Here is a 13,780-nt window from a genome sequence, read left to right as displayed (position 1 = left end):
AAAGAGATGTCGATGAATTTAACACCAAAACAGATTGTAACCAAACTTAATGAATATATCATTGGTCAGCAAGAAGCCAAAAAATCGGTAGCGGTGGCTTTGCGAAATCGTTATCGCCGTATGCAGTTGACGGAAGAACTGCGCCATGAAATTGTTCCCAAAAATATACTAATGATCGGCCCAACAGGGGTAGGTAAAACTGAAATTGCCAGAAGGATAGCAAAATTAGTCGGAGCCCCATTTATCAAGGTAGAAGCAACCAAATATACCGAGGTTGGTTACGTGGGACGTGATGTGGAATCCATGGTTCGTGACTTGGTGGAGACCGCTGTCCGAATGGTCAAAGAAGAAGCAGCAGAACAGGTGAAGGATAAGGCAGAGAAGCAGGCAAACCAACGAATTGTAGAAATACTAGTCCCCTCCAAAAAGAAGCAAAACTCATCCAAGAATCCTTTTGAAATTTTTATGAACCCTAATCAGCAAGAGGATACAGAAAATGATGATACCCAAGAGCAGGATTCCATTAAGGAACAGAGAAAGAAAACGAAGCGTTTATTAGATTTAGGAGAGCTAGAAGATCGTGTTATAACGATTGAAGTGGAAGAACAGCCGCCTAATATGTTTGACATGATGCAGGGGTCCGGAATGGAACAAATGGGCATGAATATGCAGGACGCTTTCGGGCAGCTTTTCCCTAAGAAAAAGAAAAATCGTCAGCTCCCTGTCAAGGAAGCAAGAGAAGTGTTAACGAATCAAGAAGCACAAAAACTAATCGATATGGACCAAGTGACTCAACAAGCTTTGGAGAAAACAGAACAATCGGGGATTATCTTCATTGATGAAATGGATAAAGTAGCGGTAAAACAGGAACAATCTGCCAATGTGTCTCGCGAGGGTGTACAGCGTGATATCTTGCCAATCGTAGAAGGCTCCTCCATTGTCACGAAATATGGCCCGGTAAAAACCGATCATATTCTTTTCATTGCTGCTGGGGCCTTTCATATGTCGAAACCATCTGACTTGATTCCAGAGCTTCAAGGACGTTTTCCGATCCGGGTTGAGTTCGAAAAGCTTACGGTGGATGATTTCAAACGAATTCTACGTGAGCCGTCTAATGCTTTGCTTAAACAATATGAAGCCTTGCTAGAAACAGAAGGTATCACGATTTCATTTACAGCTGAAGCAATCGATCGCTTAGCAGAAATAGCCTATCAAGTGAATCAAGAGACGGATAACATTGGGGCAAGGAGATTGCATACGATTTTAGAGAAGTTGTTGGAAGAACTTTCATATGAAGCATCAGACATCGGAGTTGGCAATATAGAAATAACCGAAAATTATGTGAATGAAAAACTGCAGTCGATTGCTACTAATAAAGACCTCAGTCAATTTATTTTATAAACTGGATGGTGAAAAGATGAAGCTATTAGAAAAGACAAGGGAAATTAATACACTACTTCAAAAGGCAAAGGGAAATCCGGTAGACTTTAGTGAGATGTCCCATACGTTGGGAGACGTTATTGGGTCGAATATATTTATCGTTAGCCGTACCGGTAGATTGTTGGGTTTTTCTATTAATCAGCAAATTGAAAATGAACGTATGAAACGAATGTTAGAAGAAAGGCAGTTCCCAACAGAGTATACGGAAAATTTATTTCAAATTACGAAAACAACAACCAATCTGGATATTAACAGTCAACACACTGCCTTTCCAGTGGAAAATAAGGATTTATTCGCACAAGGCTTAACAACCATTGTGCCGATTATAGGCAGTGGTGATCGGCTAGGAACGCTGATACTCAGCCGTTTATCAACAGGATTTGGTGAGGATGATCTCGTTTTAGCAGAGTATGCTGCCACGGTGGTAGGGATCGAAATTCTTCATGAAAAATCTGCAGCTATTGAAGAAGAAGCCCGAAGTGCCGCTATTGTACAAATGGCGATACGTTCTCTTTCTTATAGTGAACTAGAAGCCATTGCCCATATTTTCGAGGAACTAGAAGATAAGGAAGGATTGCTGGTGGCAAGTAAAATCGCCGATCGTGTAGGCATCACTCGCTCAGTTATTGTCAATGCACTGCGTAAACTGGAAAGCGCAGGTGTAATTGAGTCTCGCTCATTGGGTATGAAGGGGACCTATATTAAAATTTTAAATGATAAATTTCAGGAAGCGATCGAACAACAGTCCTAGGTGAACGATTGTAAAAGGTGAAGGTTCTGTTTGTTCCCAATAAACGGGTGAAAAGGCAAAGAAATCGAGTGCCTTTTCATCCGTTTTTTAATGATATTAAAAAGTATATCATTCTTGCCGTAATAGATTTTGGAACGATTTTGACCTTAAACGAATTCAGGTGCCGATAAGGCGGATTATGTAAAGTAATCACTTTTGGTCGTTGCCTTTGACCGTTTTTTTGTGCTAAACGAGCGCTCTGAGAATATGTTGCGCTTTTACCCGCGGGGCATAAGTCAACAAGCGACTCGAGCAAAGAACGCTCTCGCCACCGTGGGGCCGGCGGAATTTGCCCGGTTGATCTTATTAATGGAAGCGCAATAGCCATTGAAATGTTTTGATTTTGAAATAGATGAACAACCATAATCATAATATGGATAAGCTCGATTAAAAATACACTATATTCTACCAAACAAAAGCTATTCATTAGAAATCACCTTCCTGAAAAATTCCCCCTACTTTATACACGATTTTCTAAATACATTAGGAATAAAGTCATATTTTCAAGGTTGTTTTATTGCGAATAATGGTGAAAAAGTATCGATTTGATAAAAAAATGTAATGTTTTCGTAAAAATATGACGAATAGTCATAGACAATAAACCTTTTTTCCCTTACAATATTTGATAAATGGTTTTATTACATTAGTCTTAGACGGAAATAAACATGGAGGACTCAAATGATGAATTTATTTGGCGGTACCATTCAACAACTAGAACATTCATTAAACTATGCTTCATTAAAAAACAAAACAATCGCGAATAATATATCGAATGCGGATACGCCCAATTACAAATCGAAAAACGTCGCATTTCAAGATATATTAAACTCGGAAATGTCACAACCTTTTCAAGCCAAACGAACGGATCAACGTCATCTGCCTTTTGCATCAGACCAAGAGAGCTTTCGTATCACTACCAATAATAACACTACTTATAATCACAATGGGAATAATGTGGATATTGATCATGAGATGACAGAATTGGCCAAGAACCAAATCTATTATCAGGCATTAGTAGATAGAATTAATGGAAAGTTTAGTAGTATGCAAAGCGTAATTAGAGGAGGAAATTAACATGTCAATATTCCAGGCAATGAATACGAGTGGAAGTGGGTTGACTGCTCAGAGACTGAGAATGGATGTGATTTCTTCTAATATAGCCAATGCGGATACCACTCGAGCAACAGTAAACGAAGATGGTGAATATCAACCATATCAAAGGAAAATGACGGTCTTAGGAGAAAATGGTCAAACCTTTGCCTCTACCCTTTCTCAAGCACAAGGATCCGGCCGAGTAGTGAATAATGGAGTGAAAGTATCGCAAATAACGGAGGATGAGGCACCGTTTAAGATGGTGTTTAATCCAAACCACCCAGATGCGGATGAAGAAGGGTATGTTGCCTTGCCAAATGTTGATCCTTTAAAAGAGATGGTCGATATGATGAGTGCCACCAGATCCTATGAGGCAAATGTAACATCGATCAATGCCTCCAAAACGATGTTGATGAAGGCACTGGAGATTGGTAAATAATACATAATGAAGGACGTGACAAAAAATGAACATCTATTCACTAGACAATATTCAAACCAAACTACAATCGACACCTGCTGCTTCTCCTACTGTAGGAGAGTCTCAGCAGGCCTTTACTCAGCAGTTAAAACAGGCAATTGAAGAAATCAACCAAGCTCAAGCAGCATCTGATCAAAAAACGCAGGCGTTAGCGTCGGGCGAAATAGATGATTTACATGATGTCATGATTACTGCCCAAAAAGCTAGTATCACCCTGCAAACAGGGGTAGAAGTACAGCGCAAGGCAGTAGACGCTTATAATGAAGTAATGAGAATGCAAGTGTAAGAAATGATTTTGGGGGCAGAAAATGAAGGAAAAACTAAAACAGACCCAGGAACGACTGTCTAAGTCCTACCAGTCACTTTCTAACAAGCAACGAATATTCCTATTTGGTGGAATAGGCTTAGTATTAGCAGTGATTATCTTGGGGACGGTGCTTACAACATCAAAAAATGATCGTGTCGTTCTTTATAATGATCTATCCCTGCAAGAAGTGGGACAAATCACAGAGGAACTTGACGCTAGGAATGTAGATTACCAGATTACCGAGGCCGGCACTGGAGTGGAAGTGCCTGAAGAAATGGCAGATTCCCTGTTAGTAGATCTTGCTGCTCAGGGCATTCCGGATAGTGGCAATATCGACTACTCTTTCTTTGCTGAGAATAGCTCGTGGGGAGTGACAGATAACGAATTTGAAGTGATGCGAACCGATGCCATGCAAACGGAAATTGCCAACCTTATTTCTCAAATTGATGGAATTAATGGGGCAGAGGTGAACTTGAATGTGGCACCAGAGCCAGTGTTTATGGCAGAGGAGCAACAGCCGTCATCGGCGTCGATTGTTATTCAAACGGCACCGGGCTATCAATTTGAACCAAGTCAGGTTAATGCATTGTATCATCTTGTATCGAAGTCCATGCCAAACCTATCTACCGACGACATAGTGATCATGAATCAAAACTTTGAGTATGTCGACTTGGACAATCAAGGCACGTTTGGAGCAGATTCTACCTATACGTCACAACAGCAGATCAAGGGTGATATTGAGCAAGATATGGAACGAAATGTTCAGCGCATGCTTGGTTCCATGATTGGTATGGATAAGGTGGCTATCTCCGCTACGGCAGATATTGATTTTACACAAGAACAACGTGTGGAGGAACTAGTCGAGCCTGTTAATGAGGACGATGATACACTGCCAGTTAGCGTGGAAACCATAACGGAGTCCTTTACCGGTGAACAACCGGAGGAAGGAGCTGCAGGGGTTGGCGAGGGTGAGATCGCCAATTATCCGGCCGGTCAAAATGGCAATGTGGGTGACTATGAATTAGTCAAAGAATCCGTAAATAACGAAGTGAACCGCATCCAGCGTGATATTGTTGAGAGTCCATATAAGATTAGGGACTTAGGTATTCAAGTAGCAATTGATAATCAGCGTCTTCTGGAGAATGGTGAAGTGGAACAACTAACGGCACAAGAACAGGAGGCCGTTGAACAAAGCGTGGCTTCGATTCTGAATTCGATTATCTCTACTTCCATTGATAAATCATATGGTGAATTCCAACCGGAAGAGAAGGTTTCGATTGTTTTTCAACCTTTTCAAGGTACGGAGACTCCTGCAGCAACAGCAGCGGCACCTGGCATTCCAACATGGCTATACATACTGGGAGGGGCCGTGCTATTAGCGATTATTTTTGTCATTTGGATGTGGAGAAGGAGCAGGAAACAGGAATATGAAGAAATAATGGAAGAAACGACGACACCAGTTGCTCATACAGAAAGTGCGTCACAAGAGCAAGACGTTCCGCCGATTACTCATACAGATGACTCAGATGAAGGTATGAGAAGGAAACAGTTAGAGAAATATGCAAAGGAAAAACCAGAAGAATTTGCGAAACTATTAAGATCTTGGTTAACGGAAGATTAGGGGAGGTTAATATTTTTGGCTAAAAGAAAGGTGTTAACAGGAAAACAGAAGGCAGCTATTTTATTAATTTCTTTAGGCCCAGATGTTTCTGCCCAGATTTTTAAACACTTGACTCCAGAGGAAATGGAAAGATTGACGCTGGAAATATCTTCTGTGAAGAAGGTGGAAGGCAGTCAAAAAGAAGAGATTCTTGAACAGTTTCATGAGATAGCAATGGCGCAGGATTATATTTCACAGGGCGGTATCAGTTATGCGAAAACGGTACTTGAAAAGGCATTAGGAGAAGAGAAAGCTCAAGATATCTTAAATCGTCTGACTTCTTCCTTACAGGTGAGGCCGTTCGATTTTGCTAGAAAGGCAGAGCCTAATCAAATCATCAATTTTATACAAAATGAGCATCCACAGACGATTGCCCTTATCTTATCTTATTTAGACGCCGAACAGTCGGCTCAAATATTATCGGAATTACAACCGGAGGTGCAGGCGGATATCGCTAGAAGGATTGCCATTATGGATTCAACATCCCCGGAAATCATTGCCGAAGTGGAGCAAGTTTTGGAAAGAAAGCTGTCAACTACGGTTTCTCAAGATTATACACAAACAGGTGGTATTCAAGCAGTAGTTGAAGTGTTAAATGGAGTGGATCGCAGTACAGAACGGACAATTTTGGATTCCTTAGAGATTGATGATCCAGAACTGGCAGAAGAGATTAAGAAACGAATGTTTGTATTTGAAGATATTGTGGTTCTGGATAATCGAGCTATCCAGCGAGTGATTCGTGAAGTGGAAAATGATGATTTAAGACTATCCTTGAAAGTAGCAAGTGATGAAGTGAAGGACGTTGTCTTCCAAAACATGTCTACTAGGATGGCAGAAACATTTAAAGAAGAAATGGAGTTTATGGGACCTGTTCGCTTGCGAGATGTTGAAGAAGCCCAATCAAGAATTGTATCAGTTATTCGTAGGTTGGAAGAGATTGGTGAAATTGTGATCGCGCGTGGTGGAGGAGATGATATTATTGTCTAATTTTTCCCTTCCAGCAAGAGAAATTCAATTGAAAAAGGTGCAGGTAAAACCCGAATCATCCGTAAAGTCTTCTGCCGACACGGCGATGGATTTGGAGAAGCAAATCACCAATAAACAGGCAGAACTTGATCGATTAGAACAACATATGAAACAGAAAAAAGAAGAGACCAATCAAGCGATCGAAGAACAAAAAGCTCAATGGGAGCAAGAACGATCCCGATACATAGAACAAGCGCAGCAGGAGGGCTATCAGCACGGCTATTCCCAAGGAGAGATAGATGGGCAACAGCAATATCAAGATCTGCTTGTACAAGCAAACGATACGTTGCAAATAGCAAAGCAAGAATATGGTGAGATCGTAGTGAAAAGCGATGAGACAATTCTGCAGATTGCATTAGCAGTGGCAGAAAAAGTATTGCATGAGGAACTCAAGTCTCATAAAGAACAATTTATTCCAGTGGCAAAGTCATTAATTGCTCAGGTAAAGGACCATCCACAAATTAAATTGTTTGTTCCAAATAGTGTATATCCTTTATTTATCGAGAACAAAGATGAACTCGAGGCGATCGTTCATCATAAAACAGATTTTATGATCTACCCAGCGGAGGATAAAAATCCTTATCAAGTGATGATCGAAACACCATCAGGAAAAGTGGACGCCTCGATTGATAGTCAGCTTGATGAAATCAGAAAACGTCTTTTTCAAATATCGGAGGAAATGACACGTGAATCTCACGAAAATATGGAGTGAACTAGAACAAATAGACACGTACAAACGATATGGCAAGGTAGACCGAGTGATTGGACTGTTAATTGAAGCAAGGGGTCCTGAAGCTCGGATTGGGGAAGTCTGTCTGATCCATACAAAAAAGATGGGACAGAGCATTCGAGCAGAAGTCATCGGATTTTATCAAGAAAAGGTGTTACTTATGCCTTACACAAGTGTGCATGATATTGCCTCAGGTTGTTTGGTAGAAGCGACGAAACAGCCCTTGCAAATCAAGATTGGACGCCCGTTGATTGGCGGAGTAGTTGATTCCACTGGTGCTTATTTGAATGGCGCCCCGCTGCCGAAAGGATTAATAGAGTATCCGACAGAACAATCACCTCCCAATCCTTTGGAGCGGCCAAGGATTCGTGAGACCATTCCCATTGGTGTAAAGGCGATTGATGGCATGCTAACTGTAGGTAAAGGTCAGAGAGTTGGTATTTTTGCGGGAAGCGGTGTTGGAAAAAGCACATTAATGGGGATGATTGCTCGTAACAGTGAGGCAGACATCAATGTGATTGCCTTAATCGGCGAACGAGGACGAGAAGTGAAAGAATTTATCGAGAAAGATCTTGGCGAAGAAGGATTGAAAAAGTCGATTGTGGTGGTGGCTACTTCTGATCAATCCGCCCTGATGAGAATCAAAGGAGCCTATACGGCAACTGCGATTAGTGAATATTTTCGGGATTTGGGGTATAGCGTCAATTTAATGATGGATTCCGTCACAAGAGTAGCTACGGCACAAAGGGAAATCGGGCTGGCGATAGGAGAGCCTCCAACCACCAAGGGATATACTCCATCCGTGTTTGCGCTGTTGCCGTCTTTGCTAGAGCGGGCGGGAACGAACGAGAGGGGTTCGATTACAGGGTTTTATACAGTGTTAGTGGATGGCGATGATTTTAATGAACCGATTGCCGATACGACACGTGGGATTTTAGATGGTCATTTTATATTGGATCGGAAGCTCGCAGAAAAAGGTCAGTTCCCAGCTATCAATGTCTTACACTCCGTCAGCCGGGTAATGAATGAGATTGTCTCGAAGGAACAACTGCAGATTGTACAATCTTTGAGACAGATATTAGCGACATTTGAAGACAATGAAGAATTAATCCAAATTGGGGCATACAAAAAGGGCTCCAATCGATTAGTCGATCAAGCTATTCAACTGCAGCCAGCTATCATGGATTTTCTTAAACAAGAGGTAGAGGAAACGGCAGAGCCAGATCAAGTGCTCCAACAAATGCAGAAATTGTTAGAGAAAGGGTAGTGACAGATGGAAGAGTGGCATGGTTATGAAAAAATCAAACGGATAAGGGATAACGAAAAAGATCAAACAGAATTAGCGTTTAGAGAAGCAGTAGCAGATTTCGAACAACGCGCTGAACAATTGTATGATCTATTAAAGCAGAAAGAAGATATAGAACAGGCATATAAGCAGTCATTATCCCAATCTGTTCCGATTGAGACACTACGCTCTTATCATCAATATTTGGATTTCTTAACGCCATCTATTATCACGCTGCAACAACAGGTAAATCAAGCGAGAACAAAGATGCAGTCGTTACAAGAGCGAGTAGCGGAAGATTATATCGAGGTCAAGAAAATCGACAAGTTAATTGAGAAAAAGAAGGTGGCTTTTCATCAAATGGAAAAACGTAAGGAAGCTTTCGTAATGGACGAAATATCACTGCGGCAGTTTATGCATAGGTAAGGACAGGTGAAGATATGGCAAAGAATTCATCTAAACAGAAAGAGAAAAAGGCAGGTATGTTTCAATGGTTGATGGTGATTGTTGTCCCATTGATTTTTGCAGCTATCATCACGGTGATTATTTTATCGGTAATGGGCGTAGATGTGATGAAACATACAAAAGAGACGCTTAATAAAGTTCCATTTTTGAGTGAATATGTTACAACCGACGACGAAGCTTACTATCAACACCAGCTGACAAACAGAGATCAATCGATTGAACAATTGCAAGCAAGAGTAGAGGAACTGGAAGTAGAGCTGGAGACAAGTCAAGGTACCGTTACCGATTTAGAAGAGGAATTAGCAGAGGCATCGGTAGAGAGTGTGGAACTGGGCAACAGTGAAGAAACACCAGAAGAAGAGGATGACAATCTGGAAGAATTATCTGAATCCTTCCTAGCTATGAAACCTGAAGAAGCAGCTCCAATTATTGAAAATCTTGCTGATGAGGTAGCTATTCCCCTATTGACCTTGATGGACGCAGAAGCACGTGGGGAGATCATGGCGGTGATGGAGTCAGAAGTAGCTGCCAATTATGCCAGTATGTTAGCGGCAGAATAGAGCTGCCTATCGTGTTAAAAATCTGCTTGAAAGGAGGTGACATGATGAATCCGATGGAAGTATTCAATGGAGGTTTACAACTAGGTATGAGGGAATTCTTAACGCTGCCGTCTGCCGTACCGGACAAAGTGATGAGCTTTCGTGAAGTGCTTGGTGGTCAACAGATATTCCTTCCGACCAATGAAAAGCCATTAGAAGACTCACCTGCAGCCCCCATTTCTACCGTAAAGGATTTACTGCTTTCCTTGTTGAAAGAAATGAATTCTCAAGAGGAAGGAGACGATGATCCTCACATCCATGAGGAAAAATGGTCATCTTTGCTGGAGAGCCTCTATCCAGGACAAACAAGTCGGGAGAGTATCAACTTACCGGATGTAGAAGATTTCCGCTCTGCGATTCAAGCTTTGATATCTCAAGATAAATTACTGTCAAAGATGGAAGAATGGTTCCGTGCTAATGAAGGAATAGAGGGATCGGCAGTTCAACTTACCGATCAGCTACAAAGATGGGCCGAGTCATTTGAGACAACCAATCTGGCACCGACGAAAACGCCAGCTATCGAGTCAGAGGATCTTGTTTTTCCAACCATGACACTTGTATCAGAAAAGAACCAAGCGGATCTAGAGGTGATCGGATCCAAGATCATACAATTTCTCCATCAATGGAGAGATCAGCCAGTTTCCTTTGAATCGTCTAGACAAATGTTGCAATTATTGAAACAGTGGTCACAACTTCAGCCTGCGAACCAACAAGGGATGCAACTGTTTATCGGTTCTAAGTTAACAGAACAAGAAAAACAGATCTGGGAAAGGCTAATAACCAACTATCAAAACCGACAGGATTCCTCACTCCAGCGTTCCTATGCCAAAGAGATCACGGCACAGGATATCAGTAAATGGGTGAAGAAGGCCTTAGAGCATACAAATTGGGTGGACCAACAACCGCGAATCATGGAGTCTCAAGTTGGTCAATCATCATCAAAGGTACAACAATACGTGATCCACTTGCAGCAAACCCAATCGGAAGAACGAACCGTGCAGCAACAATTAATTCAGCAATTTCAGCGAGTGATGCAAAAAAGTAATTTTATGCAGTTAGCCAATGGTAATGGACAATTAACCGTACAATTAAAGCCAGAGCACTTAGGAGAGATCACGGTACGATTAGTACAAATGAATGGTGAGATGACGGTGAAAATGTTAGTACATTCACAAGCAGCGAAAGAGTTATTGGAAACGAATATCCAGCAATTACGCCATTTGTTTAGTCCGCAACAAGTCGTTGTCGAAAAACAAGAAACTTTTCTGACGCCATCTAGTGATGAACTCACCCAAGAGCAGGAGTCATATGAAGAGGAGCAAGGTGAGCAAGGCTCAGATCATGAAGAGCAGTCGGCTTCTTCTGATGATAACGAAATAGATTTTCATGAACTGTTAATGGAAATGAAAGTGTAGGTGAATAGGATGACAGCAATCGATCCGTCTTATTATTTGAAGAATCAGGCGCAGTCTTCGCCCTCCAGCCAACTTGGCAAGGATGAATTTTTACAAATTTTAATGACACAATTGCAAAATCAGGATCCCTTAAATCCAATGGATGATAAGGAATTTATATCACAAATGGCCACTTTTTCTTCATTGGAACAAATGATGAATATGTCCAACTCTATGGAAATGCTGGTTCAAAACCAAATGGTCTCCCCAGTGATTCAATACAGTCATTTGATTGGCAAAGAAGTCTCTTATTATCAAATTGATGAGGAGACAGGCGAGGTAGCAGAGCCTAAGGAAATAGTAGATAGTGTCGTGCGTTCGATCTCGCAAAATCAAGGGTATGCGGTGATTGAATTAGAAAATGGGACGAAGATATATACCGACGAAATTCTCAAGATTTCCGATCTAACGGAAGAGCATGAGGAGCCCGACGATGGAGAATAAAATTCATGCCTATCATCCTCCTATTTTGCCAGGCACTCCACCAAAAGCTAAATCGTCGTCAGCGTCCTTTAAGCAGATGCTACAGTCGGAACAGACGCTCCAACTTAGTAAACATGCCAGCGAGCGTCTACAGGCAAGAAACATTGACATCAATGAGACGAAGTGGCAGGAGATCGATGACAAACTAGAAGAGGCAAGGAAAAAAGGGGTAAAAGAATCGTTAGTATTGCTCGATGATGCCGGTTTAATCGTTAATGCACAAAATAAGACAGTGATCACGGCGATGAGTAAACAAGAAATGAGTAGTAAGATCTTCACAAATATAAACGGAACTATTCTATTAGATTAGGCCGGACCCATTCGGGAAGCCTTTCACTGCTGATTGACTGAGGCAGTGTAATGGAGTAGAAAAAGGAGAGGGAATCTATGTTACGTTCAATGTATGCAGGTATTTCAGGAATGAAAAGTTTCCAAACAAAGCTTGATGTGGTTGGAAATAACATTGCCAATGTCAATACTACTGGTTTTAAGAAAGGCAGGGCCACCTTTCAGGATATGATGAGTCAACCCATATCAGGCGCTAGTGCACCGACTGATATTCGAGGTGGTGTCAATCCGTCGCAAGTAGGTACAGGGGTACAATTAGGTACAGTGGATAACATCCATACGGGAGGTAATCGTCAAACAACCGAACGACCGTTAGACCTGCAATTAGAAGGAGATGGTATGTTCGTCTTTGCTAGAAACATAGCGGGTAACCTGCCCGTCGACAACCTTGGTGATACAGAAATGCAATATTCTAGAGCAGGAAATCTCTACTTAGATAATGATGGAAATATTGTTAATCCAAATGGTCAATATTTAATGGGTTTTACTACCACAGGAGAGGAGCCATCCTCGATTGATGATATCGATCATGGAAATGTGGGCATTATCAATATACCAGATGGAGCGGACAGTATCAGCATACAAGGAAATGGATTAGTGACTTACTTAGAGAATGGGGAAACAAGGATTGCCGGTCAGATTGCACTAAGTAAATTTGCCAATGCGGGTGGTCTCGATAAAGTCGGGGCAAACATGTTTCAAGAGTCTCAGAATGATGGTCAGATAGAAACAGGAGAAAATGACAGTATCTTCTTTCAGCCGGAATCAGGTGGTACGGCCAGCCTTGTTTCCGGAGCTTTAGAAATGTCGAATGTTGATTTATCCGAAGAGTTTACCGAAATGATCACGGCACAGCGTGGTTTTCAGGCAAATACCAGAATCATCACTACCTCAGATGAAATCCTGCAAGAACTTGTCAACCTAAAACGATAGTTTAAAAAAAGGGGGAAGAGGGGGAAGGGCTATCGCACCTTCACCCTCCCAATCTATGATTACGTTAACCAAATTAAACAATCAACGTTTGACGATCAATGCTATGTACATAGAAAGGGTCGAATCATTACCCGATACGACCATTACACTTGTTAACAACAAGAAAGTTTTTGTGAAGGAGTCAGAACAGGAAGTAAAACAACAGGTGACCGATTTCTATAAAGAGATTGGCTTATATCATCTTCCACAAAGGGCAGGTGAACCAAAGCATGAGTCCTAAAATAATCAAAACATTAGTTGCAATGCTGCTTGTCATCACCATTGCAGGAGTAGTGGCAATATTTTTCGTTTTAAACAAAGAACCGGATACAGGAAAAGCGATGAACATCGATGATATGGTGGAGAATTCCTATACCACCGAAGAGATTCGTACCGATTTACCGGATGGTAATTTTGTATTAATACAATTCCAATTCATTACTGATACTAGGGATGGTTTAGAAGAGATTGAAAAACGAGAGTTTCAAATCAAGAATGAATTTATCAAGCTGGCTGTGAACATGACTGCGGAGGATTTTAAACATAATCTGGCAGAGGTGGAATCGGAGATGAAGACAGCAATGAATACCCATATGGAAGAAGGGAACATTGTTGAAGTCTTGGTAATTAATAAAGTAATTCAATAGAGAT

Annotated in this window: 17 protein-coding genes; all 17 read left to right on the top strand. The window is 41.3% G+C overall.

All coding sequences use genetic code 11. The annotated features are described in order from the left end of the window. The first annotated feature begins 6 nt into the window (after positions 1–6). The 17 genes from hslU (at position 7) to BN6556_RS17370 (ending at position 13,776) form a co-directional block, all read left to right on the top strand. Complete coding sequence (gene hslU, locus BN6556_RS17455; protein ID WP_066193910.1) at positions 7–1,401, top strand: HslU--HslV peptidase ATPase subunit; 1,395 nt, start codon at positions 7–9, stop codon at positions 1,399–1,401. Positions 1,402–1,417: 16 nt separating this feature from the next. Beyond that, on the top strand, positions 1,418–2,191 hold the full coding sequence (gene codY, locus BN6556_RS17450; RefSeq protein WP_066193907.1) for a GTP-sensing pleiotropic transcriptional regulator CodY: 774 nt from the start codon (positions 1,418–1,420) through the stop codon (positions 2,189–2,191). A gap of 720 nt (positions 2,192–2,911) precedes the next feature. Then, complete coding sequence (gene flgB / locus BN6556_RS17440) at positions 2,912–3,304, top strand: flagellar basal body rod protein FlgB (RefSeq protein ID WP_066196571.1); 393 nt, start codon at positions 2,912–2,914, stop codon at positions 3,302–3,304. Position 3,305: 1 nt separating this feature from the next. Continuing rightward, positions 3,306–3,761 carry a flagellar basal body rod protein FlgC gene (gene flgC / locus BN6556_RS17435; RefSeq protein ID WP_066193901.1) on the top strand — a complete coding sequence of 152 codons (456 nt, stop codon included), beginning with the start codon at positions 3,306–3,308 and terminating at the stop codon, positions 3,759–3,761. 25 nt (positions 3,762–3,786) lie between these two features. Beyond that, complete coding sequence (fliE, locus tag BN6556_RS17430; RefSeq protein WP_066193898.1) at positions 3,787–4,086, top strand: flagellar hook-basal body complex protein FliE; 300 nt, start codon at positions 3,787–3,789, stop codon at positions 4,084–4,086. A 22-nt stretch (positions 4,087–4,108) separates the two neighbouring features. Continuing rightward, on the top strand, positions 4,109–5,728 hold the full coding sequence (fliF, locus tag BN6556_RS17425; RefSeq protein ID WP_066193893.1) for a flagellar basal-body MS-ring/collar protein FliF: 1,620 nt from the start codon (positions 4,109–4,111) through the stop codon (positions 5,726–5,728). A gap of 15 nt (positions 5,729–5,743) precedes the next feature. Then, entirely contained in the window at positions 5,744–6,754 is a 1,011-nt protein-coding gene (gene fliG, locus BN6556_RS17420; protein WP_066193891.1) for a flagellar motor switch protein FliG, read from the top strand. Next, entirely contained in the window at positions 6,747–7,505 is a 759-nt protein-coding gene (gene fliH / locus BN6556_RS17415; RefSeq protein ID WP_066193886.1) for a flagellar assembly protein FliH, read from the top strand. Before fliG ends, fliH begins: the two co-directional genes overlap by 8 nt. Then, positions 7,480–8,790, top strand: a complete 1,311-nt coding sequence (gene fliI, locus BN6556_RS17410) for a flagellar protein export ATPase FliI (RefSeq protein ID WP_066193883.1) — start codon at positions 7,480–7,482, stop codon at positions 8,788–8,790. Before fliH ends, fliI begins: the two co-directional genes overlap by 26 nt. Before the next feature lie 6 nt (positions 8,791–8,796). Then, positions 8,797–9,234, top strand: a complete 438-nt coding sequence (gene fliJ, locus BN6556_RS17405) for a flagellar export protein FliJ (protein WP_066193881.1) — start codon at positions 8,797–8,799, stop codon at positions 9,232–9,234. 14 nt (positions 9,235–9,248) lie between these two features. After that, complete coding sequence (locus tag BN6556_RS17400) at positions 9,249–9,833, top strand: MotE family protein (protein WP_066193877.1); 585 nt, start codon at positions 9,249–9,251, stop codon at positions 9,831–9,833. Positions 9,834–9,874: 41 nt separating this feature from the next. Then, positions 9,875–11,287, top strand: a complete 1,413-nt coding sequence (locus BN6556_RS17395) for a flagellar hook-length control protein FliK (protein ID WP_078060141.1) — start codon at positions 9,875–9,877, stop codon at positions 11,285–11,287. Between the two features lie 9 nt (positions 11,288–11,296). After that, entirely contained in the window at positions 11,297–11,770 is a 474-nt protein-coding gene (gene flgD, locus BN6556_RS17390) for a flagellar hook assembly protein FlgD (RefSeq protein ID WP_066193873.1), read from the top strand. Further along, a complete protein-coding gene (locus BN6556_RS17385; RefSeq protein WP_066193870.1) occupies positions 11,760–12,119 on the top strand; it encodes a TIGR02530 family flagellar biosynthesis protein in 360 nt (119 codons plus the stop codon). The genes flgD and BN6556_RS17385 overlap by 11 nt, the downstream gene beginning before the upstream one ends. Before the next feature lie 77 nt (positions 12,120–12,196). Then, positions 12,197–13,090, top strand: coding sequence for a flagellar basal body rod protein FlgG (gene flgG / locus BN6556_RS17380; RefSeq protein WP_066193868.1), 894 nt, complete (start codon positions 12,197–12,199; stop codon positions 13,088–13,090). 55 nt (positions 13,091–13,145) lie between these two features. Then, positions 13,146–13,370, top strand: coding sequence for a flagellar FlbD family protein (locus tag BN6556_RS17375; protein WP_066193865.1), 225 nt, complete (start codon positions 13,146–13,148; stop codon positions 13,368–13,370). Beyond that, a complete protein-coding gene (locus BN6556_RS17370) occupies positions 13,360–13,776 on the top strand; it encodes a flagellar basal body-associated FliL family protein (protein WP_066193862.1) in 417 nt (138 codons plus the stop codon). Before BN6556_RS17375 ends, BN6556_RS17370 begins: the two co-directional genes overlap by 11 nt. The last annotated feature ends 4 nt before the right edge of the window (positions 13,777–13,780 follow it).

The organism is Gracilibacillus timonensis, from assembly GCF_900086715.1.
In the GTDB taxonomy this organism is placed as follows: domain Bacteria; phylum Bacillota; class Bacilli; order Bacillales; family Amphibacillaceae; genus Gracilibacillus; species Gracilibacillus timonensis.
This window is presented reverse-complemented; position numbering and strand designations above follow the sequence as displayed.